Genomic DNA, 21823 nt, shown 5'->3' on the forward strand with positions numbered 1-21823 from the left:
GGAGGTCCCCGCATGCGCTCCGTCGCCGCACTCGCCGCCCTGTCGCTCACCGCGGCGCTGACCGTCGCCGTCGGACCGGCACCGGCCGGTTCCGCACCGGCCGGTGCCGCACCGGCCTCGTCCGGCCCCGTCTCGTCCGGACAGTCCGGCGCGCAGGCGCCGACTCCGCCGAAACGGGCGACCGCCGTCGGCACCGGCGGTGCCGTCGCCTCGGTCGACCCCGACGCGACCCGGGTCGGCCTCCGGGTGCTGCGCCGCGGCGGCAACGCCACCGACGCGGCGGTCGCGACCGCCGCCGCCCTCGGGGTGACCGAGCCCTTCAGCGCCGGCATCGGCGGCGGTGGCTACTTCGTGTACTACGCGGCGAAGACCGGCAAGGTGCGCACCGTCGACGGTCGCGAGACCGCGCCGTCGGCGATGCCGCACGACGCCTTCATCGACCCGAAGACCGACAAGCCGTGGAACTTCTCGCCCGAACTGGTCACCAGCGGTGTCTCGGTCGGCGTTCCGGGGACCCTCGCGACCTGGCAGCGGGCGCTGCGGCGGTGGGGCACCCGATCGCTGGCGTCGTCGCTGCGGCCGGCCACCCGCCTGGCCCGTGCGGGCTTCGTGGTCGACCGGACCTTCCGCAGCCAGGTGCTGCAGAACCGCCAGCGCTTCGGCGCCTTCGTGTCGACCAAGCGGCTCTATCTGCGCGGCGGCCACGCTCCGCGGGTGGGCAGCAGGTTCCGCAACCCCGACCTGGCCGACACCTACCGGCTGATCGCCGAGCGCGGACCGCGGGCCTTCTACCGCGGCGAGCTCGCGCCCGAGATCGTGCAGGCGGTGCGCACGCCGCCGACGGTGGCGAACCCGAAGCTGCCGGTGCCCCCGGGTCACCTGCGGACCCGCGACCTCGAGCGCTACCGCGTGGTCGACCGCCGGCCGACCCGCGTCGGCTACCGCGGCCTCGACGTCTACGGCATGGCGCCCTCGTCGTCTGGCGGCTCGACGGTCGGCGAGGCGCTCAACATCCTCGAGCGCTACGACCTCTCGGCCCTGCCGCGGGTCCAGGCGCTACACCTCTACCTCGAGGCGAGCGCCCTGGCGTTCGCCGACCGCGGTGCGTACGTCGGCGACCCCGCACAGGTCGACGTGCCCCTCGCCGACCTGCTCTCCGACACTTTCGCCGCGGAGCGCGCGTGCCTGGTCGATCCCGCTGCGACGCTGGCCAGGCCCGTCGACGCCGGCGATGTCACGACGTACGACGGCCGCTGCGCGGGGCCGACCGGGACCGCAACCTCGCCCCCGGACACCGAGAACACCGAGACCACGAACCTCACCGTGGTCGACCGGTGGGGCAACGTGGTCGAGTACACGCTGACCATCGAGCAGACCGGCGGCTCCGGCATCGTGGTGCCCCGGCGCGGTTTCCTGCTCAACAACGAGCTCACCGACTTCTCGGCCGAGTACGACCCGGCCGACCCGAACCGGATCGAGCCGCGCAAGCGGCCGCGGTCGTCGATGGCGCCGACCATCGTGCTGAAGGACGGCCAGCCCATGCTCGCGGTCGGCTCGCCGGGCGGCTCGACGATCATCACCACGGTGCTGCAGATCCTGCTCAACCGGCTCGACCTCGGCATGACGCTGCCGGCCGCCATCGCCGCCCCGCGGGCCACACAGCGCAACACGCCCACCGACCTGGCGGAGCCGGCGTTCGTGCAGCAGTACGCCGCCCGTCTCACGGCTCTCGGCCACGACGTCGAGACCTACGAGGACATCTTCACCGGGACCCACGAGATCGGCGCCGCGACCGGGATCGAGATCGGCCACGACGGTCTGCTCACCGCGGCCGCCGAGCCCACCCGGCGCGGCGGCGGGTCGGCAGCGGTCGTCCGCAAGCGGATGCACTGAGCCGGTCGGTCCGACGCGCGGCGTACCGTGGTCGCGTGCCGACGACCCAGACCGCCGCCCCGGAGACCGACTGGACCGAGATCACCACGGTCGACGACCTCGTCGACCTGCTCGGCGAGCCGATCCCCCGGGTCCGCGACAAGGTCCGCCCGGCGCTGCTCGACGTGGACCGGGCCTGGCTCGCGGCGACGCCGTTCTGCGTGCTCGCGACGGCGTCCGCATCCGGCGCGTGCGACGCGTCGCCGAAGGGCGACCCGGCGGGGCAGTTGGTCCACGTCATCGACGACACGACGATCGCGGTGGCGGAGCGGCCCGGCAACCGGCGGGCCGACGGCTACCGGAACATCCTCGAGAACCCGCAGGTCGGGCTGAACTTCCTGATCCCCGGCCGCGGCGACACGCTGCGCGTCAACGGCCGGGCCCGGCTGGTCAGCGACGCGCCGTTCTTCGACGAGATGGTCGTCAAGGGGCACCGTCCGGTGCTCGCCGTGGTCGTGCACATCGAGGAGGTCTTCTTCCACTGCGCGAAGGCGTTCCTGCGCTCGGCGCTGTGGCGGCCCGAGACCTGGGACCCGACCGGGATCGTGCCGCGCCGCGCGGTGATCGCGCACGACGCCGAGCCGACCGGCATGACCCTGCAGCAGCTCGACGAGTACTACGAGCCCGACAACTACTCGCGGGGGATGTATGCCTGAGCGCTATCCCTTCCTCAAGGGCCACGGCACGGAGAACGACTTCGTGCTGCTGCCTGACCCCGACGGCTCCGTGCACGGCGAGCTGTCGCCCCAGCGGATGGCGGAGCGGGTGCGCGCGCTGTGCGACCGCCGGGCCGGCATCGGCGGCGACGGGGTGCTGCGGGTGGTCCGCCGCGACGGCGGCTGGTTCATGGACTACCGCAACTCCGACGGCTCGGTCTCGGAGATGTGCGGCAACGGCATCCGGGTCTTCGCCCGCTACCTGGTCGACGAGGGTCTCGCCGACCCCTCGGCGCCGATCCCGGTGGGCACCCGCGACGGCGTCAAGGTGCTGACCGTCGACGGCGACCTGATCACCGCCGACATGGGCGCCCCGCGGGTGCTCGGCGAGTCGAAGGTCGCGGTGCCCGGCCACGCCTGGGTGGCGCGCCACGTCGACATGGGCAACCCGCACGCGGTGGCCTTCGTCGAGTCGCTGGACGACGCCGGCACCCTCCTCGCCGCGCCCGACCACGACGAGACGACGTACCCGCACGGCGTGAACGTGGAGTTCGTCGTACGCCGCGGGGACCGGCACGTCGCGATGCGGGTGCACGAGCGCGGCTCGGGGGAGACCCGCTCCTGCGGCACCGGCGCCTGCGCGGTGATGGTGGCCGCCGCCGTGGCCGACGGTGCCCGCCCGACCGACGCGGACGTCGCCTACCGCGTCGACGTCCCCGGCGGCACCCTCACCGTCACCTGGACCACCGACGACCGGGTGCTGCTCACCGGCCCCGCCGTGATCGTGGCCCGGGGCACCACGGGCCTCTGAGCGCGGGGTTTCGGCTGCTGACAGCCGAAACCCGCAGGACACGCCGTGGTCGACCGGGGTGTCCTGCGGGTTCTGGCTGCTGACAGCCGAAACCCGCGGCACCGTGACAGTCTCACTGTGAGCATGGTTATGCTCCGGACCATGGACATCAACGGAGCAAGTGCCATCGTCACGGGCGCCGCGTCGGGCATCGGTGCCGCGGCCGCGCGCCGGCTCGCCGCCAAGGGCGCGGTCGTCGTGGTCGCCGACCTGCAGGCCGACAAGGGCGAGGCGCTCGCCCAGGAGATCGGCGGCGTGTTCGCCCAGGTCGACGTGACGAACACCGACCAGATCAGGGCCGCGGTCGAGGCTGCCGCGGCGATCGCCCCGCTGCGCGCCTGCGTGAACTCCGCCGGCATCGGGTGGGCGCAGCGCACCATCGGCCGCGATGGCGAGTTCGACTCCGCGCACGACCTCGACGCGTTCCGCAAGGTGATCGCGATCAACCTGATCGGCACCTTCGACATGACCCGCCTCGCCGCGACCGCGATGAGCCGCAACGAGCCCGACGCCGACGGCTGCCGCGGCGCGATCGTCAACCTCGCGTCCGTCGCCGCGTTCGACGGTCAGATCGGCCAGGCGTCGTACTCCGCCTCCAAGGGCGGCGTCGTCGGCATGACGCTCCCGGTCGCCCGCGACCTGTCCGCCGCCGGCATCCGCCTCAACACCATCGCCCCCGGCCTGATCGACACCCCGATCTACGGCGAGGGCGAGCAGGCCGAGGCGTTCAAGGCCAAGCTCGGCGAGAGCGTGCTGTTCCCGAAGCGGCTCGGCGTCCCCGACGAGCTGGCCAGCATGGTCGTCGAGTGCATCACCAACAGCTACATGAACGGCGAGGTCGTCCGCGTCGACGGCGGCATCCGGATGCCCCCCAAGTAGTCGTCTTCACCCGGTGGTTTCGAGGCTCGGCGCTGGCGCGCCTCGCACCTCAACCACCGTGACGGTGCCGAGGGGCGAGCGAAGCGCGCCTCGCACCTCAACCACCGTGACGGTGGCTGAGCCTCGAAACCCACCGCACTCAGGCCCGCCGTCCCATCCGGGCCAGCAGCAGCGTCTGCCGGTCGGCGCCCTCCGGGGTGTCGACCGGCCGCTTGAAGACGCCCTCGTCGTAGGCGTGGTCGCCGAAACCCACGAACGCCGCTTCCAGCGCGTCCATGTCCGCCTCGGTGAAGGTCGTCGGCCGGCCGTTCGAGAACCCCAGGTCCCACCCGTGCACGACGAGGTCGAAGCCGTAGAACGCGTCCAGGGTCGCCCCCATCGTGGTCCGTCCGAAGAAGCCGTCGTACTCCCGCGCCCGCAGCTCGTCGGTCAGCAGCGGCCGTACGGCGGCGAGGTGCTCGGACCACACGGCCTCGGGTGACCCGGTGGGGCGGTCGCCCAGGGCGACGTCCATCCGGGACAGGTAGTCGCGCTCGGTGTCGACGATGTGGTCGACGACCTCCGCCGCGGTCCAGCCCTCGCACGGGCTGGGCGCGGACCAGTCGGTGGTCGCGTGGACGGTGGCGGTGAATCGGTCGGCGGCATCGAGGAAGAAGTTCATGGCCCCAGCATTGCCAGTGCGATGTCGGCGGCTCTTGAAAGAATCCGACACATGACGGGGCATCGCCGCATCGATCCGACCGAGCGCGCGCACCTGCTCGACGCGAGCGGCTACACGCCGCCCATCCACCGGTTCGCGCCCGGCCCCGGGCTCGCCGATCTCGTACGCCGCTACTGGATGCCGGTCTGGTCGCTGCCCGACGGCCACGTGTCGGTGCAGCGGGTGTTGCAGTACCCCGTCTGCCTGATCGTGGTGTCGCACGAGTACGCGCTGCTGGTCGGCCCGAGCAGCGGCCTCTCGACCCAGGAGCTCACCGGCGCCGGCTGGGCGCTCGGCACGATGCTCCAGCCCGCGGCCGGTCTCGCCCTCGCCGGCGGCCCGGTCGACCGGCTCACCGACACCGCCGTCCCGCTCGGTGACGCGTACGGCCTCGACGGGCCGGCGCTCACCGATCGCATCCGGCAGGCGGTGGGCGATCACCCGGACGACCCCGACCGGCAGCAGACGGCGGTCGCCGTGGTCGAGGCGGCCCTCTCCGCGCTGCTCCCGGTGGACGAGGAGGGCCTGCTGGTCAACCTGATCGTAGAGTACGTCGAGGGCGATCCGCAGGTGCAGCGGGTCGGCCAGGTGTGCGAGAAGTTCGCGATCACCGAGCGCACCCTGCAGCGACTCACGGCCCGGCGCATCGGGCTGGCCCCGAAGTGGCTGATCCAGCGCCGCCGCCTGCACGAGGCCGCCGAGCGGCTGCGCGAGGTGGCGCGCCCCGACCTCGCCCGGGTCGCCGCCGACCTCGGGTACGCCGACCAGGCGCACTTCGGCCGCGACTTCCGCGCGGTCACCGGCCTCACGCCGGGGGAGTTCGCCGCCGAGCCCCGTCCCAGTCGCTGAGGTCGACCACCAGGTCGGCGCGCCCCCGGGCCGCCTCGATCCGGGCCGCGTTCGCCTCGTCGACCCGCGCCACCCACGCCGCCGCCTCGGCGGGCGACTTGCCGAACGCCACGTGCCGGGCGACCAGCCGCTCCCGACGTACGTCGTCGTCGAGCGTCAGGTGCCACACCACGTCGATCTCGGCCCGCACCGCGCGCCAGCGCGGCTCGTCGAGCAGCAGGTAGTTGCCCTCGGTGACGACGGTGCCCGTCGCCGGCACCGGGATCGCGCCGGCGAGCGGCTGCTCGAGATCGCGCTCGAACATCGGGGCGACCACATCGGCCTCGCCGGCCCGGATCCGCCGCAGCAGCGCGGCGTACCCGGGTGCGTCGAACGTCTCCGGCGCGCCCTTGCGGTCGCGCAGGCCACGGCGGTCGAGCTCGACGTCGGCGTAGTGGTAGCCGTCCATCGGCACCACGGGCAGCCCCAGCGCCGAGGCGAACGTGGACTTGCCGACGCCCGGTGCGCCCGTGATGCCGAGCAGGCGGATGCCCGGCGGCACCTGGGGCGGCGCGGTCAGCGTCGTACCCTCACGATCTTCCGCACCGGCTGGGTGCCCTTCGCGGACAGCTCGACGCGCAGCCTGGTGACCTTCTTCGTGCGCACCGCCTTCCGGCCCGCCTTGGTCAGCTTGAGCCTGACGGTCTTCTTCTTGCCGGGCTTGACCTGGTACGTCGCGGCGCGCGCGAAGATCTTGTGCGGCTTCTTGGCCGACCGGAGCGTGGCCTTGCCCCGGCAGCCGGCGGCGTCGGCCGGGCAGGCGATCGTGACCGGTACCCGGTTGCGCTTGATCCGGACCGGCTTCTTCGGCGCCTTGACGGTGCCGGCCACGGTCGCGCCGGGAGTCCCCGGCTGGGTCGGTGTCGTGGGACCCTGCGTGAACACCGAACCGTCGCCGGGGTCGACGTTCGTCTGCTGGAGCCCGTCGGTGGTCACCCGGATGATCACGTTGTTGGTCGGGTCGGTCGCGAAGATCGAGCCGTCGTGGGCGAACGTCAGGGACTCCGGCTCGTAGCCGCCGATCGCGGTGAGGGCGCCCGTGCCCTGCGGGGAGACGTGGCCGATGCCCGCGGCGGCGCCGATGCTGGTGAACCACATGGAGCCGTCGGGGCCCTGCACCAGGTCGGCCGGCGCGGTCCGGGAGCCGGTGTCGAACGCCGTGATCTGCGCGGTGCCGGCGTCGAGGTAGCCGACCTCGCCGTCGCTGGGCGAGGTGAACATCGTGCCGCTGGAGTAGCGGCCGAACCAGATCGAGCCGACCGGCCCGGCGGCGATCGCGTAGGGATAGGCGGCGAACCTGCCGGCGGGGTAGGTCACGCCCCCGGACGCGTCGGCGTTGAGGTGGATCAGACCCGCGCCCTGGCGGCACCACATCGAGCCGTCGGCCGCCTCGCCGAGCGAGTCCTCGCACTCCGGGGCGTTCGGGTGCTCGTAGATGGTCGAGCCGACGATGCGGATGACGTAGTCCTCGTCGAACGACATGGTGATCCAGGCGGTGCCGTCGGGGCCGACCCGCACCTGCTCGCCGTACGGGTAGCTGCCGATCACCCCATCGGTGATCGTCGACCCGTCGGGGTTCATGTGGCGGGCTCGCTCCCCGGACTCGTAGACGACCCAGATCGTGCCGTCGGGCGCGACATCGAGGTCCTTGAGCGTCGTGGTGCCGGGGAACTCGGCCGGGAAGGGGTACTCGGTGATCTGTCCGCTCGGGGTGATCCGGCCGACCTTGTTGGCGTCCGCCTCGACGAACCACATGTTCCCGTCGGGAGCGGTGACGATCCGGCCGAGCCCGGCACTGCTGGTGGGCACCGGGAAGGCCGTGGTGCCGGCCGCGGCCGGGGAGCCCAGACCGGGCACGAGCGCCAGCGCGGCGGCGACCAGGGCGAGCGACGAGAGGCGACTGACGAGTCCGAGACGCATGGCCGGAGCCTAATCGGCTCGCCGCGGGTGGGCGATGAACGTACGCTGGGTGGCGTATGACGAACGCACATGACATCAACGCCGAGTTCGATCTCGACGACGAGCTCGCGGCCACCGACGAGTGGGAGTCCGACGACCCCGACTCGGAGTTCGAGTCCGGCTACGTCGATGAGCCCGACCCCGAGGACCTCACCACCGGTGAGCTGGACCTGGCCGAGCGCCACCAGCTCCGCCGGGTCGCCAGCTTGCGCACCGAGCTCGAGGACATCACCGAGGTCGAGTACCGCCAGCTCCGCCTCGAGCGAGTGGTGCTCGTCGGAGTGTGGACCGAGGGGTCGGTCGAGGACGCCGAGAACTCCATGGCCGAGCTCGCCCTGCTCGCCGAGACCGCCGGCTCGGAGGTGCTGGAGGCGATCTACCAGCGCCGCCAGTCGCCCGACCCCGCGACGTACATCGGCCGCGGCAAGGTCGAGGGCCTCGCCGAGATCGTGCGCGCGACCGGCGCCGACACGGTGATCTGCGACGGCGAGCTCGCGCCCAGCCAGCTGCGCAACCTCGAGGACCGGCTCAAGGTCAAGGTCGTCGACCGCACCGCGCTGATCCTCGACATCTTCGCCCAGCACGCGAAGTCCAAGGAGGGCCAGGCGCAGGTCGAGCTGGCCCAGCTCAACTACATGAAGCAGCGGCTGCGCGGCTGGGGCGGCAATCTCTCCCGTCAGGTCGGCGGCCGGGTCGCCGGCGGCGCCGGCATCGGCGGTCGTGGTCCCGGTGAGACCAAGATCGAGACCGACCGGCGCCGCATCAACACCAAGATCGCGAAGCTGCGCCGCGAGCTGAAGGAGATGAAGGGGACCCGCGACACCAAGCGCCAAGAGCGCCGTCGCCACCACATCCCCAGCGTCTCGATCGCGGGCTACACCAACGCCGGCAAGTCCTCGCTGCTCAACCGGCTCACCGACGCCGGCGTGCTCGTCGAGGACGCGCTGTTCGCGACGCTCGACCCCACGACGCGTCGTACGACGACCTCCGACGGCCGGGTCTACACGATGAGCGACACCGTCGGCTTCGTCCGGCACCTGCCGCACCAGCTGGTGGAGGCCTTCCGCTCGACGCTGGAGGAGGTCGCGGACGCCGACCTGATCCTGCACGTCGTCGACGGCTCGCATCCCGACCCGGAGGGCCAGCTGACCGCGGTGCGCGAGGTGTTCGCCGAGATCGGCGCGCTCGACGTCCCGGAGCTGGTCGTGATCAACAAGGCCGACCTGGCCGACCCGATGGTGATCGCGCGGCTGCGCCAGCGCGAGCCGCACTCCGTCGTCGTCTCCGCCCGCACCGGCGAGGGCGTCGCCGAGGCGTTGCGGGTGATCGAGGGCGAGCTGCCGCGGCCGGGCGTGGAGTTCAAGGCACTGCTGCCCTACGAGCGCGGCGACCTGATCAACCGGCTCCACCAGCACGGCGAGATCGAGTCGCTCGAGCACACCGGCGACGGCACGATCGTCGTCGGCCGCGCCAACCCCGACCTGGCGGGCGAGCTCGCGGCGTACGCCGTCTGAGCCGGGTCGGGCGGTCCCGGGGACGGGCGCCCGCTACACCCCGCCCAGCCGCCTGAGGTCGGCCAGCACGTCCTCGAGCCGGTTCACGAGGGACAGGTGCCCCTCGTCGTCGTCGAGGTGCGCCTCGGCGCCGGGGACGTGCGCGGCCAGCCACACGCCGTGCGCGAAGGGCACCATCGCATCCTGCCGGCCCTGCCAGATCGCGACGGGCACCCGGATGTCGGCCAGGTCGAAGCCCCACGGCGTGACCGCCGCGATGCCGTCGTCGCGGATGCCGACGGCGCCCTGGGCCGCGGCGTGGTTGAAGCACCTGCTCATCCAGTCGGCGAAGTCGGCGGTCACGATCGCCTTGTCGACGGGGGTCACCAGCCCGCCCAGCGCCTCGGCGATCTGGTCGGGCGAGGCACGGAGCATCGGCATCATGTTCTCGACCACGAAGCGCTCGTAGGTCTCGGGGCCGGCCTCGGCGGCGGCGTACTCCTCGTGGTTCTCCTCCGCCATCCCGGCGAACCAGTCCAGCCCGTCGGCGTGGTACGGCGCGACCCCGGCGAGCGAGGCGGCCGCCCGGCACCGCTCGGGGAGCAGCGCCGCGCAGGCCAGGGCCCGCGGACCGCCGCCCGACCAGCCGAGCGTGAGGAACTCGCCGATCCCCAGGTGGTCGAGCACGGCGACGGACTCGACCACGTCGTCGACGTACCGGCCGGGAGCGGGCCGCGGCGTCGAGGTGCCGTAGCCGGGCCGTGAGAACGTCACGTGCCGCAGGCCCGCGGACGCGAACTGCCGCTCGAGCGCCGGGCTGAGGGCCACGGCGGACGGCGAGCCGTTGTGGAACAGCAGCGGGAAGCCGTCCGGGTCGCCACCGTCGAGCACCTCGATGCGGCGGCCCTCGGGCCCGGGGATCTCGACGACGTCTGCCACGGGCCCAGAAGATCACGATTCGGTAGCACTGACGCGGTTTCTGCGTCATTCCGGAACATCGGCGCCGTCTGGTCGCTGACGCTGGTGTGGTGAGGCCTCGGGGGGAGAGCGTGGACGTGTGGGCACGTCGACCGGTGCTGGTCGGCGCGGTCCTGGCCGTGCTGCTCACGGCCGCGCTGGCCGTGCTCGTCGGCGTGCGGGCGATCGGCAGCGACCCCTCCCGCTGTGACCGGTTCGCCGCCGACTCGCGGGCCCGCGCCGCGGCCGTCACCGGCAGTGGACCTCGGGTCGTGGTCGTCGGCGACTCCTGGTCGGTGGGCCTCGGCCTCGACGAGTCCGCGCGGTCGTGGCCGTCGCGGCTTCCGGGCGCCGTGCACGTCGCGGGCTTCTCCGGCTCCGGCTTCAGCGCCCACGCCAGCACCTGCGCCGGTGCGTCCTTCGCCGACCGCGCGCCCGCCGCCCTGCGCGGGGGCGCCGACCTCGTGGTGGTCGAGGGCGGCCTCAACGACTACGACCAGGCCGACGCGGCCGTGCGCTCCGGTTTCCGGCAGCTGATGCGGCAGCTGCGCGGGTACGACGTGGTCGTGGTCGGTCCCGCCGCCGCCCCCTCCCGCGCCCGCGCCGTCCCGCGCGTCGACGCGCTGCTCGGCCGGCTGGCCGGTCGGTACGACGTGCCGTACCTGCCGACCGCGGGGCTCGACCTGACCTACCTGCCGGACCGGCTGCATCTCACCCAGGACGGTCACGACGCCTTCGGCGACTACGTCGCCGACCGGCTCGCGGCGCTCGGCCTGGTCTGACCGGCCCGGGCCTGGGGACGGCCGGCGCCGCCGGGGGTGGCCGGGGCTAGGGTTCTCGGGTGCCCGACGCTCCCACCGTGACCCCCGCCGTGACGGAGCTGCTGCACACCGCGGTGACGGCGCTCGGCGGGCAGGAGCGCACGGGCCAGGTGCGGATGGCCGAGGCCGTGACGGAGGCCATGGAGAGCGAGCAGCACCTGCTCGTCCAGGCCGGCACCGGCACCGGCAAGTCCCTGGCCTACCTGGTGCCGAGCCTGCTCCACCGCGACCGGGTGGTGGTGGCGACCGCGACCCTCGCGCTCCAGCACCAGCTGGTCGAGCGCGACCTGCCACGGCTGGTCGAGGCGGTGCAGGGCAGCGGGGTCGACACGTCGTACGCCGTGCTCAAGGGCCGCTCCAACTACGCCTGCCTGCACCGCATCCGCGAGGGGGTGCCCGACGACCAGGGTGCCCTCGACGTCGTGCTGCCGGAGGGCTCGCTCGGCAAGAAGGTCCTCGAGCTGCGCACCTGGGCCGAGGCGCAGGTCGAGGAGGGCGGCACCGGCGAGCGCGACGGCGCCCCGCGGCACACCGACCGCGAGTGGCGCCAGGTCAGCGTCAACCACCGCGAGTGCCTGGGTGCCGCCAAGTGCCCGTTCGGAATCGAGTGCTTCGCCGAGCGTGCCAAGGAGAAGGCGCAGCGCTCCCATCTCATCGTCACCAACCACTCGCTGCTCGCGATCGACGCGATCGAGGGCGTGCCGATGATCCCCGAGTACGACGTGGTCGTGATCGACGAGGCCCACGAGCTCACCACGCGGGTGACCCAGGCGGCCACCGACGAACTCTGGGCGGCGGAGGTCGAGCGGGCGGCTCGGCGCAGCCAGCGGCACGTCGACGGCTCCGAGGCCGATGACCTGGCCGACGCGGCCGACGCGCTCCGGGCGGCGATGTCCGAGGCCCGGCCGGGCCGGTTCGACGCGATCCCGCAGGATCTCGCCGACGCGCTCGTGCTGGTGCGCGACGCCGCGCGGGCCTGCGCCTCGGCGTACCCCAGGGGCAACGACAAGGAGGAGGACGGCGGCGACGCCGGTCGCCAGCAGGCGAAGGGCGCCGTGCAGGAGGTGTTCGCGACCGCCGAGCGGATGGCCGCCGACCTCGACTCCGACGTCCTCTGGCTGACCGAGGGCACCGAGCGGATGCCACCGAGGCTGTGCGTCGCGCCGCTCCAGGTCTGGGGTCCGATGCGCGACAAGCTGCTGTCGGACAAGACCGTCGTCTTCACCTCCGCCACGCTGATGCTCGGCGGCGACTTCTCCTCGGTCGCGACCAGCGTCGGGCTCAAGCCGAGCGAGCGGGTCGCGGAGGGCGAGCCGGCCCCGCCGACGACCGGCGACGCGATGCCGTGGCGCGGACTCGACGTCGGCAGCCCCTTCGACTACGGCAAGCAGGCGATCCTGTACGTCGCCCGCCACCTGCCGCCGCCGGGCCGCGACGGCATGGGCGCGGCGACGCTCGACGAGATCGTCGAGCTGGTCGACGCGGCCGAGGGCCGCACGCTGGGTCTCTTCTCGAGCCGTCGCGCGGCCGACGCCGCCGCCGAGGTGGTGCGCGAGCGGCTGCCCCACCTCACCACGCTGGCCCAGGGCGAGGCGCAGCTGCCCGAGCTCGCGGCGCAGTTCGTGGGCGACCCGCACACGTGCCTCTTCGGCACGCTCAGCCTGTGGCAGGGCCTCGACGTCCCCGGCGACACCTGCCAGCTGGTGCTCATCGACCGGATCCCGTTCCCGCGCCCCGACGACCCGCTGCTCAGCGCCCGGCAGAAGGCCGCGGACCAGGCCGGCGGCAACGGCTTCATGCAGGTCGCGGCGACCCACGCCGCGCTGCTCCTCGCCCAGGGCGCCGGCCGCCTGGTGCGCACCCACACCGACCGCGGCGTGGTCGCGGTGCTCGACCCGCGGCTGGCGACCGCGCGGTACGGCGGATTCCTCAAGGCCAGCCTGCCGCCGATGTGGACCACCACCGATCCCGCGCTGGTGCGGCAGGCGCTGCGCCGGCTGGCGCAGGCGTAGGCCGCCCGCGGGTCGGGCCGCGCCTCAGCGGACGGCGCGGATCCGGTAGCGCATCCGGGAGTGGTCGTCGCGCGGGAGGCCGCGGCAGGAGTACTCCACGCCGTCGACCTGACCCTGCCAGCACCGCGAGCGGATGCTGGCATTGGCGAGCGTCAGGTCGACCCGGCGCACCCGGCCGCTCCCGAAGCGCACCTCGGCCGTGCCGACGCCCTTCCGGGAGAGGCGCACCATCGTCCGGTGCGCCCGGCCCTGCTCGTCGTACCAGGTGAGGACGGCGGCCGACCCGCGTCGCTTGGCGGGCAGGTCGACGGCGACCCGGAGTCGCCGCTGCTTCAGCTCGGGCCCGGGGCGCACGCTCAGCGTGGTGCTGGCGAGGTGGTTGACGCGGACCTGCTGCCAGCCGGTGTCGTGGCTGGCGGGGGTGAACGTGTGCGCCCGGGTGGGCGCGGCCCGGTAGCTGCGGCCCTCCTCGTAGGTGCGGCGGGGACGGCGGTTCGCGTCGGCGAACTGGGCGTAGACCCGGCGCAGGTCGGTGCCGCGGCTCGCGAGCTCCTTGCTGACAGCCTGGATCGAGTAGTCGTCGGGCCCGTTGCGGGAGCCGTCGGCGCGCTCCCAGATCTTGCGGACGATGACGGGCATCCGGCCCTGCGACCGGGGGAACCGCTCGCTGAGGTAGCGGAAGAAGATCCACGCGCCGTAGTGGCGCAGCGAGTCCCCGAACTGGTCGAGCGACTGGCGCGGCTGGCGCATCGGGCTCATCGGCAGGTACTGGAGGTTGTCGTTGATCCGGTCGTAGACCTCGTCCTCCGCCCACACCGCGGTCGCCTCCATGAACCAGGCGTCCTCGTTGTAGTCGTAGGCGAACTGCACGGCGTGGAAGAGCTCGTGCGCCGCGGTCACCTTCAGGCTCTGGATCGGCTTGCGCGGGAATCCCTGGAAGGTGTGGTCAAGCGCGCAGTAGGCCCAGGTGTCGTAGGGGCCCTCCGCCGGCGGGGCGACGTCGGTGTCGCAGTACCCGTACAGCCCGTACTGCTGCTCGGCCGCGAAGTCCACCAGGTAGATGTCGAGCAGGCCGTCGCCGCCACCGCGGGCCCCGTCGGACTTCGGGGTGCGGTAGCCCGCCTTGGCGTACGTCGACAGCACCCGGTCGACGACCGAGCCGACCTTCTTGATCCAGCGCGGCGTGATCGCGGTGTCGGTGGAGCGCCAGTGCACCCGCGCGGACCCGAAGTCGCGGTAGACGTCGGCGCTGGGACGCTTCGTCACCCGGCGGGCCGCGGCGCGGTCGGCCGCCGACAGGTCGTCCATGCGCAGCCGCAGCTCGCGCAGCGCCAGGGTCAGGTCGCGTCCGGTCTGCTCCTCGGTGTCGTCGCCGGTCGCCTGCCGCTGTGCCGGGGCGGGTGTCGCCTGGGGCGCGAGCAGCTCCTGCACCTCCTCCAGCGCCGCCGCGGCGGCGTCGGGGGAGTCGGAGGTCGAGGTGGACGCGGGGCTCTCGGGCTCTGCCCCGGCCGGTGCGGCGAGGCTCCCGACGACGAGGGCCTCGAGCGCGAGCGTCAGCAGGACGGTCGCGGGCAGCAGACGTCGTCCGAGGGGGGAGCGCATTGCCCTACTGTCCCCGACGGCACCAAGAATCGCCCAACCGCCACCCCGGACGAGGTGGGCGGCGTCAGTCCAGGACCGAGGTGTCCTCGCGCGACGGCCGCTCGTCCGCCAGTCGTTCGAGCGGATCCGGCTCGGAGGGTGGACGGTCGGGGGCGACCGCGGCCCGTCGGCGCCGGGGCCAGCGCAGCGGGACCTTGCCGATCGCCTGCGCGGCCACCCAGCCGACCAGGACGACCAGCCAGCCCACCATCGCGTCGATCACCCAGTGGTTGCCGGTGCCGACGATGACGACCGCGGTGCCGATCGCGTAGATCCAGCCGAGCACGCGGACCCACTTGCGGGTCGCGTACACCTGCAGGGCGAGCGCCACCCAGAGCGACCACCCCGCATGCAGGGAGGGGAACGCCGCCAGCTCGTTGGTCAGCCCGCCGACCCCGCGGGGCGCGGAGGCGTCGGCGCCCCACCAGCCGTCGGCCGCGTGCAGGCTGAGCACGTCGACGTACCCGCTGATGAAGCGGGGCGGGGCGGTCGGCATGAACAGGTAGGCGAGCAGGCCGAGCAGGGTGGCGATGACCAGGGCGCGGCGGGCCGGGCCGTAGCGGTCGGCGCCGAGGCGCCAGAGCCAGACCAGGACCGCGGCGGTCACGACGTAGTGGAGCGTGGCGTACCAGTAGCTGCCGGCCAGGCCGAGCACCCGGTGGTCGGTGAAGAGCTGGTTGAGCGGCGTCTCCCAGTGGATGCCGATCAGCTTCTCGATGTGCAGCAGGTCGTTGGCCCGGTCGAGCGCCGGCTGCATGGACGTGTCGGCGAGCAGTCGGGCCAGGCTGTAGAGCACCCAGAGCCCGAGGATCAACAGCAGCTCGAGGAGGCCTCGGGCCCAGCGGGGGAGGGGCCGCCTGGGCGCGATCGCAGGTGCTGTCGTCACAGCACCACCGTCGTCCATCAGCCCTCCCGTGCCATCGGGGATCCTCCCCGAGTCAACCCCGAGGTCTGGTCGGGCAATTCCCCGAGGGGGAGTACATCGCGTCGATCAGACCCGTCGCAGCACGGCGGTCACCTTGCCGAGGATGGTGGCGTTCGTGCCGTCGATGGGATCGTAGTTGGGATTGTGCGGCAGCAGCCACACCTTTCCGTCCTTGCGCTGCAGCGTCTTGACCGTGGCCTCCCCGTCGATGAGCGCGGCCACGATCTCGCCGTTCTCGGCCGTCTGCTCCTTGCGGATGACGACGTAGTCGCCGTGGCAGATGGCGGCCTCGACCATCGAGTCGCCGGAGACCTCGAGCAGGAAGAGCTCGCCGTCGCCGACCAGCTGCTTGGGCAGCGGGAAGACCTCCTCGTAGCGCTCCTCGGCCAGGATCGGTCCGCCGGCGGCGATCCGACCGACCAGCGGCACGTAGGACGCGGCGGGCACGCTGTCGCCGAGGCCGGTCTCGTCGTAGGACGACTCCTCGGCGGCGCCGAGGGAGCGGCGGGCCGCCATCACCTCGGGCAGGAAGACCTCCAGGGCGCGGGGCCGGTTGGGGTCGCGCTTGAGGAAGCCCTTCTCCTCGAGCGTCTTCAGCTGGTGGGCCACGCTGGAGGAGCTGGTCAGCCCGACCGCCTCGCCGATCTCGCGCATGCTGGGCGGGTAGCCCCGCTTCTCGATCGAGTCCTTGATCGTCGCGAGCACGCGCTGCTGTCGCGGGGTGAGCCCGGTCGCGTCCGCGGGGCCGTCGGGCAGCTCTCGCACCGTCATCTTCTTGGCCATGGGTCGACGTTAGCCCGTTCGGCCGCCGTCTTCAAACAGTTGTTCGAACGGCGTGTCGAGCCCGCGACCCCGTACGAGCGTCGAACAAATGTTCGCCTGGACCCTTGTGTCGTTCGAACAGATGCTCTAACGTCGTACACGTGTTCGATCGAACGACTGATCGAGTGGGTGTCCGGATCGGCTCCTCCGGGACTGTCGGTGGCCGCCACTAGAACTGCTCTCGACGAACACGGACCGACGGCCCCGGAGCGGGGCCACTTCCCCAGGAGGTCACCAGATGAGCACCATGACGATCGACCCGACGATTGACCGGACGATCGACCGGACGATCGACCGGACGTTCGACCCCACCGTGGAGCGGGCGCTCCGCGGTCGCTCCGGCCACACGGACGGCGGGGTCCGGCTGACCCGGCGCGGCCGGGTGGTGGTCGTGGTGCTCGCGCTGTTCGCCGTGCTCGCCCTCGGGGTGGTCGTCGCGGGCGGGTCGGTCGCCACCCGCAACTCCGGCGCGCCGGAGCCCACCGCGGTCGTGCAGGTCGGCCCGGGCGACACCCTCTGGGAGATCGCATCCGTGGCCGCCGGTGACGGTGACGTCCGCTCGATGATCGACCGGATCGAGAAGCTCAACGCGCTCGACTCCGGGATGCTCGTCGCCGGTCAGCGGCTGCTGGTCCCGGTCGGCTGACATCCGACCCCGGTGCGCTGACGTTCGCCACCGGGGCCACCCAAGACTTCGCCGGCCGCCTCGACCCCGGCCGGCGAGACCGGGGAAGACGAGGGGCGGGGCCGTTCGGCTCCGCCCCTCGAGGTATTTCGGGCCCGGTGGCGGAGCTGCCGGACCCGGCCAGCGTGCCCCGTCCTAGCGTGCCCCGTCCTAGCGCGCGGCCCGTCGCCCGCCGATCGGTCGCGGCGCCTCCTCGGCGTCCGCCGTGCCGCGGGGCGCGGGTGGCTCGGTGATCCCGAGCCGCCGGGTCAGTCGGGCGAGCAGCATCATCCCGAAGAACAGGCAGGCGACGGCGCCGACCGAGGCGACGGCCAGGAACCACCAGGCCCGGTCGTCGCCACCCCGGGCGGTGGCGCCGAAGTCGATCGCGGCGTACACGAGGTACCCCCAGGCCACGACGCAGGCCGTGATGCCGAGCGCAAGCAGCAGCAGGGCCGGCTGGAAGGTCCGCCTGCGCCGGGGTCCACGGCGCGACCCGGCTCGCTTCCCACCCGTCGCACCCCGCACCCGGCCATTGTGGCCGATCGACCCAGCGGTCGGGGGAGGCTTCCCGGGCATCCGCCCGGTCGCCGGCCCCCATCGGGGGGCGACGCGCCGGTTCCGGAGCCCGTGTCGCCCGGCCGCTGCGGCCCTGACCTGCGGCTTTGCGGGTGGCGGGACGGACCGGTCAGAACCACCTCGACCTGCCCTTGCATCGCCCTTCGCCGGGGCGTACGGTTACCACTACATCTAGTACTTACAACGATGTAGTTATCCACATCTAGTTCCACAGGGGACGGTGGATGACTCACAGCGAACTGCTTGTTGTACACAGGGAAAGCCCCAGCTCTCCACAGCCACACCCACCCCGCCGGGACACCGCGCGGAGGGGGCGGCAGCGTGCGGAGGCTGGGCGAGACCGAAGGGAGGAGGGGCCCGATGCACTGTCCGTACTGCCGCAACACCGACACCCGGGTCCTCGACTCCCGGGTCGCCGACGACGGCGGCTCGATCCGCCGCCGGCGGGCCTGCTCGGCCTGTGAGCGCCGGTTCACGACCGTCGAGCTGATGCAGCTGACCGTGCTCAAGCGCTCGGGGGCCAGCGAGCCGTTCAACCGCGAGAAGGCGGTCGCCGGCGTGCGCAAGGCCTGCAAGGGCCGCCCGGTGTCCGAGGACCAGCTGGCCTGCCTCGGTCAGGTGGTCGAGGACGCGCTGCGGCTCTCCGGCGCCGCCGAGATCGAGGCCCACGAGGTCGGCATGGCCATCCTCGGGCCGCTGCGCGCGCTCGACGAGGTCGCCTACCTGCGCTTCGCGAGCGTCTACCGCGCCTTCGAGTCGGCCGACGACTTCGAGAAGGAGATCGCGGTCCTGCGCGCGGAGCGCCTCGAGCGCGTGCTCGCGGAGCCCGCGCCTCAGCCCGTCCCGACGGGCTGACCACAGACGGCCCGGCGTGCGTAGTGGGGAAGCTGCGTACGCCGGGCCCACCACCTCGCTTGTCGAGCGACCTCAACAGACCTCAACAGACGTCAACGGACGCAGCCGCCGCACTGTCGGTGGCACCAGCAAGTATCGAACCAGCACATCAACCTCGAGAGACGGGACGCAGAGGGATGACCGAGACGGTGAGCGGCGGAGCCCAGGGACAGGCGCCGGGCAAGGGCAAGGCCAGGAAGGGCGCGGGCCTGAAGATCCAGCGGGTCTTCAGCACCGAGGGCGTGCACCCGTACGACGAGATCACCTGGGAGCGCCGCGACGTCGTCCAGACCAACTGGAAGACCGGTGAGACGGTCTTCGAGCAGCGCGGCGTCGAGTTCCCCGACTTCTGGTCGGTCAACGCCTCGACCATCGTCACCACGAAGTACTTCCGCGGCGCGGTCGGCACCGACGCCCGCGAGTGGAGCCTCAAGCACATCGTCGACCGCGTGGTGAAGACCTACGCCAAGGCCGGCGTCGACCACGGCTACTTCGCCACCGCTGCCGACGCCGAGGTCTTCGAGCGCGAGCTCACCTGGCTGCTCGTGCACCAGTACTTCTCGTTCAACTCCCCGGTCTGGTTCAACGTCGGCACCCCGTCGCCGCAGCAGGTCTCGGCCTGCTTCATCCTCTCCGTCGACGACTCGATGGACTCGATCCTGAACTGGTACAAGGAGGAGGGCTTCATCTTCAAGGGCGGCTCCGGCGCCGGCCTGAACCTCTCCCGCATCCGCTCCTCCAAGGAGCTCCTCTCGTCCGGTGGCACGGCGAGCGGCCCGGTCTCCTTCATGCGCGGCGCCGACGCCTCGGCCGGCACCATCAAGTCCGGCGGCGCCACCCGCCGTGCGGCGAAGATGGTCGTGCTCGACGTCGACCACCCCGACATCGAGGAGTTCGTGGCGACCAAGGCGCGCGAGGAGGACAAGATCCGCGCGCTGCGCGACGCCGGGTTCGACATGGACCTCGGCGGCGTCGACATCACCTCGGTGCAGTACCAGAACGCGAACAACTCCGTCCGCGTCTCCGACGAGTTCATGCGCGCGGTCGAGGACGGCACCGACTTCGGCCTCCGGGCCCGCAAGACCGGCGAGGTCATCGAGCGGGTCGACGCCCGCGATCTGTTCCGCAAGATCAGCGAGGCGGCGTGGGAGTGCGCCGACCCGGGCCTGCAGTACGACGACACGATCAACGACTGGCACACCAACCCCGAGACCGGCCGGATCACCGCGTCCAACCCGTGCTCGGAGTACATGTCGCTCGACAACTCCTCGTGCAACCTGGCCTCGCTGAACCTGCTGAAGTTCCTCAAGGACGACGACACCTTCGACGCCGCGCTGTTCGCGCAGGCAGTCGAGCTGATCATCACCGCGATGGACATCTCGATCTGCTTCGCCGACTTCCCGACCGAGGCGATCGGCCAGACGACCCGCGACTACCGCCAGCTCGGCATCGGCTACGCCAACCTCGGTGCGCTGCTGATGGCGATGGGCCTCGGCTACGACTCCGAGGGTGGCCGCTCGATGGCGGCGACGATCACCTCGCTGATGACCGGCGCGTCGTACAAGCGCTCGGCGGAGCTGGCCGGCATCGTCGGTCCGTACGTCGGCTACGCCCGCAACGCGGAGGCGCACAAGCGGGTGATGCGCAAGCACCAGGCGGCCAACGACACCGTCCGCACGCTGCACATCGCGGACAGCCAGGTGCACAAGCTCGCCACCCAGGCGTGGGCCGACGTGATCGCGCTCGGCGAGACCAACGGCTTCCGCAACGCGCAGGCCTCGGTGCTCGCGCCCACCGGGACCATCGGCTTCATGATGGACTGCGACACCACCGGCATCGAGCCCGACTTCTCCCTGGTGAAGTTCAAGAAGCTCGTCGGCGGCGGCTCGATGCAGATCGTCAACCAGACCATCCCGCGTGCGCTGAAGAAGCTCGGGTACGTCGACGAGCAGGTCGAGGCGATCGTCGCCTACATCGCCGAGCACGGCCACGTCATCGACGCGCCGGGCCTGCGGACCGAGCACTACGAGGTCTTCGACACCGCCATGGGGGCCCGCGCGCTCAAGCCGATGGGCCACGTGCGGATGATGGCGGCGGCGCAGCCGTTCCTCTCCGGCGCGATCTCGAAGACGGTCAACCTGCCGGAGACGGCGACCGTCGAGGAGATCGAGGAGGTCTACCTCCAGTCGTGGAAGCTGGGCCTCAAGGCCACCGCGATCTACCGCGACAACTGCAAGGTGGGCCAGCCGCTCGCCGACGGCGGAGGCAAGGCCAAGAAGGACGCCGCCGACGCCGCGGCCAAGGTCGAGTCCGAGGTGGAGCCGAAGGTCGTCGAGAAGGTCGTCTACGCCCCGGTCCGCAAGCGGCTCCCGAAGTCCCGGGTCTCGCGCACCACCTCCTTCACGGTGGGTGGCGCGGAGGGCTACATGACCTCGGGTGCCCACGAGGACGGCTCGCTCGGCGAGATCTTCCTCAAGCTCGGCAAGCAGGGCTCGACCCTGGCCGGCGTCATGGACGCGTTCTCGATCGCGATCTCGATCGGCCTGCAGTACGGCGTGCCGCTGGAGACCTTCGTCTCGAAGTACACCAACCAGCGCTTCGAGCCGGCCGGCCTCACCGACGACGCCGACATCCGGATGGCCCAGTCGGTGATGGACTACGTCTTCCGTCGGCTGGCGCTGGACTACCTGCCGTTCGAGACCCGTCAGGGCCTGGGCATCTACTCGGCCGAGGAGCGCCAGCGCTACCTCGAGACCGGCTCCTACGAGCCGCTCGAGGACCACGGCAACACCGCGGCCGAGCTGGTCGCTCCGGCCATCGAGCTCCGCGCCGACGACCCGGAGGCCGAGGACTCCTCGGCGGTTGAGGTGCGAGGCGAAGCGAGCCTCGAAATCTCCGAGTCGGTGGCGGCCAAGCCCGCCCCGTCCACCGCCCACACCAGCGCCGAGCTGCTCGAGCAGATCACCGGTACCGCGGTCGACAGCCCGCTCTGCTTCACCTGCGGCACCAAGATGCGCCCCGCCGGCTCCTGCTACGTCTGCGAGGGCTGCGGCAGCACGAGCGGCTGCAGCTGAGCGACGCTCGGCTTCTCGGGACGTCATGCGCTGCGTGGAAGCGGTTCCTCGCAACGTATGACGTCCCGGCCGAGCCG

The 21823-nt window shown here is 72.3% G+C and carries 19 protein-coding genes; 11 read left to right on the forward strand and 8 right to left on the reverse strand.

Annotation, left to right across the window (positions count from 1 at the left end; translation table 11 throughout):
* Positions 1–12 precede the first annotated feature (12 nt).
* From ggt to KM427_RS06400, 4 genes are all read left to right on the forward strand, one after another.
* Positions 13–1893, forward strand: coding sequence for a gamma-glutamyltransferase (gene ggt, locus KM427_RS06385; RefSeq protein WP_215526664.1), 1881 nt, complete (start codon positions 13–15; stop codon positions 1891–1893).
* Between the two features lie 35 nt (positions 1894–1928).
* Positions 1929–2588, forward strand: a complete 660-nt coding sequence (locus KM427_RS06390) for an MSMEG_1061 family FMN-dependent PPOX-type flavoprotein (RefSeq protein WP_215526665.1) — start codon at positions 1929–1931, stop codon at positions 2586–2588.
* The gene (gene dapF, locus KM427_RS06395; protein ID WP_215526666.1) at positions 2581–3399 is read left to right on the forward strand and encodes a diaminopimelate epimerase; all 819 of its coding nucleotides are present in this window, start codon (positions 2581–2583) and stop codon (positions 3397–3399) included. Before KM427_RS06390 ends, dapF begins: the two co-directional genes overlap by 8 nt.
* A 141-nt stretch (positions 3400–3540) precedes the next feature.
* Positions 3541–4317: an SDR family NAD(P)-dependent oxidoreductase gene (locus KM427_RS06400; RefSeq protein WP_183591369.1), complete on the forward strand. Its 777-nt coding sequence runs from the start codon at positions 3541–3543 to the stop codon at positions 4315–4317.
* 139 nt (positions 4318–4456) lie between these two features.
* On the opposite strand, the gene KM427_RS06405 is transcribed toward KM427_RS06400, so the two are convergent.
* Positions 4457–4978, reverse strand: a complete 522-nt coding sequence (locus KM427_RS06405) for a maleylpyruvate isomerase family mycothiol-dependent enzyme (RefSeq protein ID WP_215526667.1) — start codon at positions 4976–4978, stop codon at positions 4457–4459.
* Positions 4979–5029: 51 nt separating this feature from the next.
* Here KM427_RS06405 and KM427_RS06410 point away from each other — a divergent pair, with 51 nt between their 5' ends.
* Positions 5030–5866 (forward strand): AraC family transcriptional regulator, encoded by an 837-nt coding sequence (locus tag KM427_RS06410; RefSeq protein ID WP_215526668.1) that lies wholly within the window; start codon positions 5030–5032, stop codon positions 5864–5866.
* On the opposite strand, the gene KM427_RS06415 is transcribed toward KM427_RS06410, so the two are convergent.
* Together KM427_RS06415 and KM427_RS06420 are read right to left on the reverse strand one after the other, a co-directional pair.
* Positions 5823–6407: a nucleoside/nucleotide kinase family protein gene (locus KM427_RS06415; RefSeq protein WP_252275098.1), complete on the reverse strand. Its 585-nt coding sequence runs from the start codon at positions 6405–6407 to the stop codon at positions 5823–5825. The two genes, KM427_RS06410 and KM427_RS06415, sit on opposite strands and share 44 nt — an antisense overlap.
* A 14-nt stretch (positions 6408–6421) precedes the next feature.
* Positions 6422–7825 carry a Vgb family protein gene (locus KM427_RS06420; RefSeq protein ID WP_215526669.1) on the reverse strand — a complete coding sequence of 468 codons (1404 nt, stop codon included), beginning with the start codon at positions 7823–7825 and terminating at the stop codon, positions 6422–6424.
* A gap of 56 nt (positions 7826–7881) precedes the next feature.
* Here KM427_RS06420 and hflX point away from each other — a divergent pair, with 56 nt between their 5' ends.
* A complete protein-coding gene (hflX, locus tag KM427_RS06425; protein ID WP_183591365.1) occupies positions 7882–9378 on the forward strand; it encodes a GTPase HflX in 1497 nt (498 codons plus the stop codon).
* Positions 9379–9411: 33 nt separating this feature from the next.
* Here the strand turns inward: hflX and KM427_RS06430 are convergent, their stop codons facing one another.
* On the reverse strand, positions 9412–10296 hold the full coding sequence (locus tag KM427_RS06430) for an alpha/beta fold hydrolase (RefSeq protein WP_215526670.1): 885 nt from the start codon (positions 10294–10296) through the stop codon (positions 9412–9414).
* Positions 10297–10406: 110 nt separating this feature from the next.
* On the opposite strand from KM427_RS06430, the gene KM427_RS06435 reads away from it, so the two are divergent.
* On the forward strand, positions 10407–11096 hold the full coding sequence (locus KM427_RS06435; protein WP_215526671.1) for an SGNH/GDSL hydrolase family protein: 690 nt from the start codon (positions 10407–10409) through the stop codon (positions 11094–11096).
* 59 nt (positions 11097–11155) lie between these two features.
* Positions 11156–13147: an ATP-dependent DNA helicase gene (locus KM427_RS06440; protein ID WP_215526672.1), complete on the forward strand. Its 1992-nt coding sequence runs from the start codon at positions 11156–11158 to the stop codon at positions 13145–13147.
* A gap of 24 nt (positions 13148–13171) precedes the next feature.
* On the opposite strand, the gene KM427_RS06445 is transcribed toward KM427_RS06440, so the two are convergent.
* The 3 genes from KM427_RS06445 to lexA all read right to left on the reverse strand — a co-directional run bounded on the left by KM427_RS06445 (position 13172) and on the right by lexA (position 16496).
* Positions 13172–14749, reverse strand: a complete 1578-nt coding sequence (locus KM427_RS06445) for an MXAN_6640 family putative metalloprotease (protein WP_215526673.1) — start codon at positions 14747–14749, stop codon at positions 13172–13174.
* A gap of 64 nt (positions 14750–14813) precedes the next feature.
* On the reverse strand, positions 14814–15674 hold the full coding sequence (locus KM427_RS06450; RefSeq protein WP_215526674.1) for a phosphatase PAP2 family protein: 861 nt from the start codon (positions 15672–15674) through the stop codon (positions 14814–14816).
* 105 nt (positions 15675–15779) lie between these two features.
* The gene (gene lexA, locus KM427_RS06455) at positions 15780–16496 is read right to left on the reverse strand and encodes a transcriptional repressor LexA (RefSeq protein ID WP_183591359.1); all 717 of its coding nucleotides are present in this window, start codon (positions 16494–16496) and stop codon (positions 15780–15782) included.
* A 277-nt stretch (positions 16497–16773) separates the two neighbouring features.
* Between lexA and KM427_RS06460 the strand changes: the two genes are divergently transcribed.
* Positions 16774–17181, forward strand: a complete 408-nt coding sequence (locus tag KM427_RS06460; RefSeq protein WP_215526675.1) for a LysM peptidoglycan-binding domain-containing protein — start codon at positions 16774–16776, stop codon at positions 17179–17181.
* A gap of 189 nt (positions 17182–17370) precedes the next feature.
* Here the strand turns inward: KM427_RS06460 and KM427_RS06465 are convergent, their stop codons facing one another.
* Positions 17371–17727 carry a hypothetical protein gene (locus KM427_RS06465; protein ID WP_183591357.1) on the reverse strand — a complete coding sequence of 119 codons (357 nt, stop codon included), beginning with the start codon at positions 17725–17727 and terminating at the stop codon, positions 17371–17373.
* 411 nt (positions 17728–18138) lie between these two features.
* On the opposite strand from KM427_RS06465, the gene nrdR reads away from it, so the two are divergent.
* Both nrdR and KM427_RS06475 read left to right on the forward strand, forming a co-directional pair.
* Positions 18139–18633 (forward strand): transcriptional regulator NrdR, encoded by a 495-nt coding sequence (gene nrdR, locus KM427_RS06470; RefSeq protein ID WP_215526676.1) that lies wholly within the window; start codon positions 18139–18141, stop codon positions 18631–18633.
* Positions 18634–18809: 176 nt separating this feature from the next.
* Positions 18810–21746 carry a vitamin B12-dependent ribonucleotide reductase gene (locus KM427_RS06475; protein WP_215526677.1) on the forward strand — a complete coding sequence of 979 codons (2937 nt, stop codon included), beginning with the start codon at positions 18810–18812 and terminating at the stop codon, positions 21744–21746.
* The last annotated feature ends 77 nt before the right edge of the window (positions 21747–21823 follow it).

It is taken from the genome of Nocardioides sp. LMS-CY (genome assembly GCF_018732145.1).
In the GTDB taxonomy this organism is placed as follows: domain Bacteria; phylum Actinomycetota; class Actinomycetes; order Propionibacteriales; family Nocardioidaceae; genus Nocardioides; species Nocardioides soli.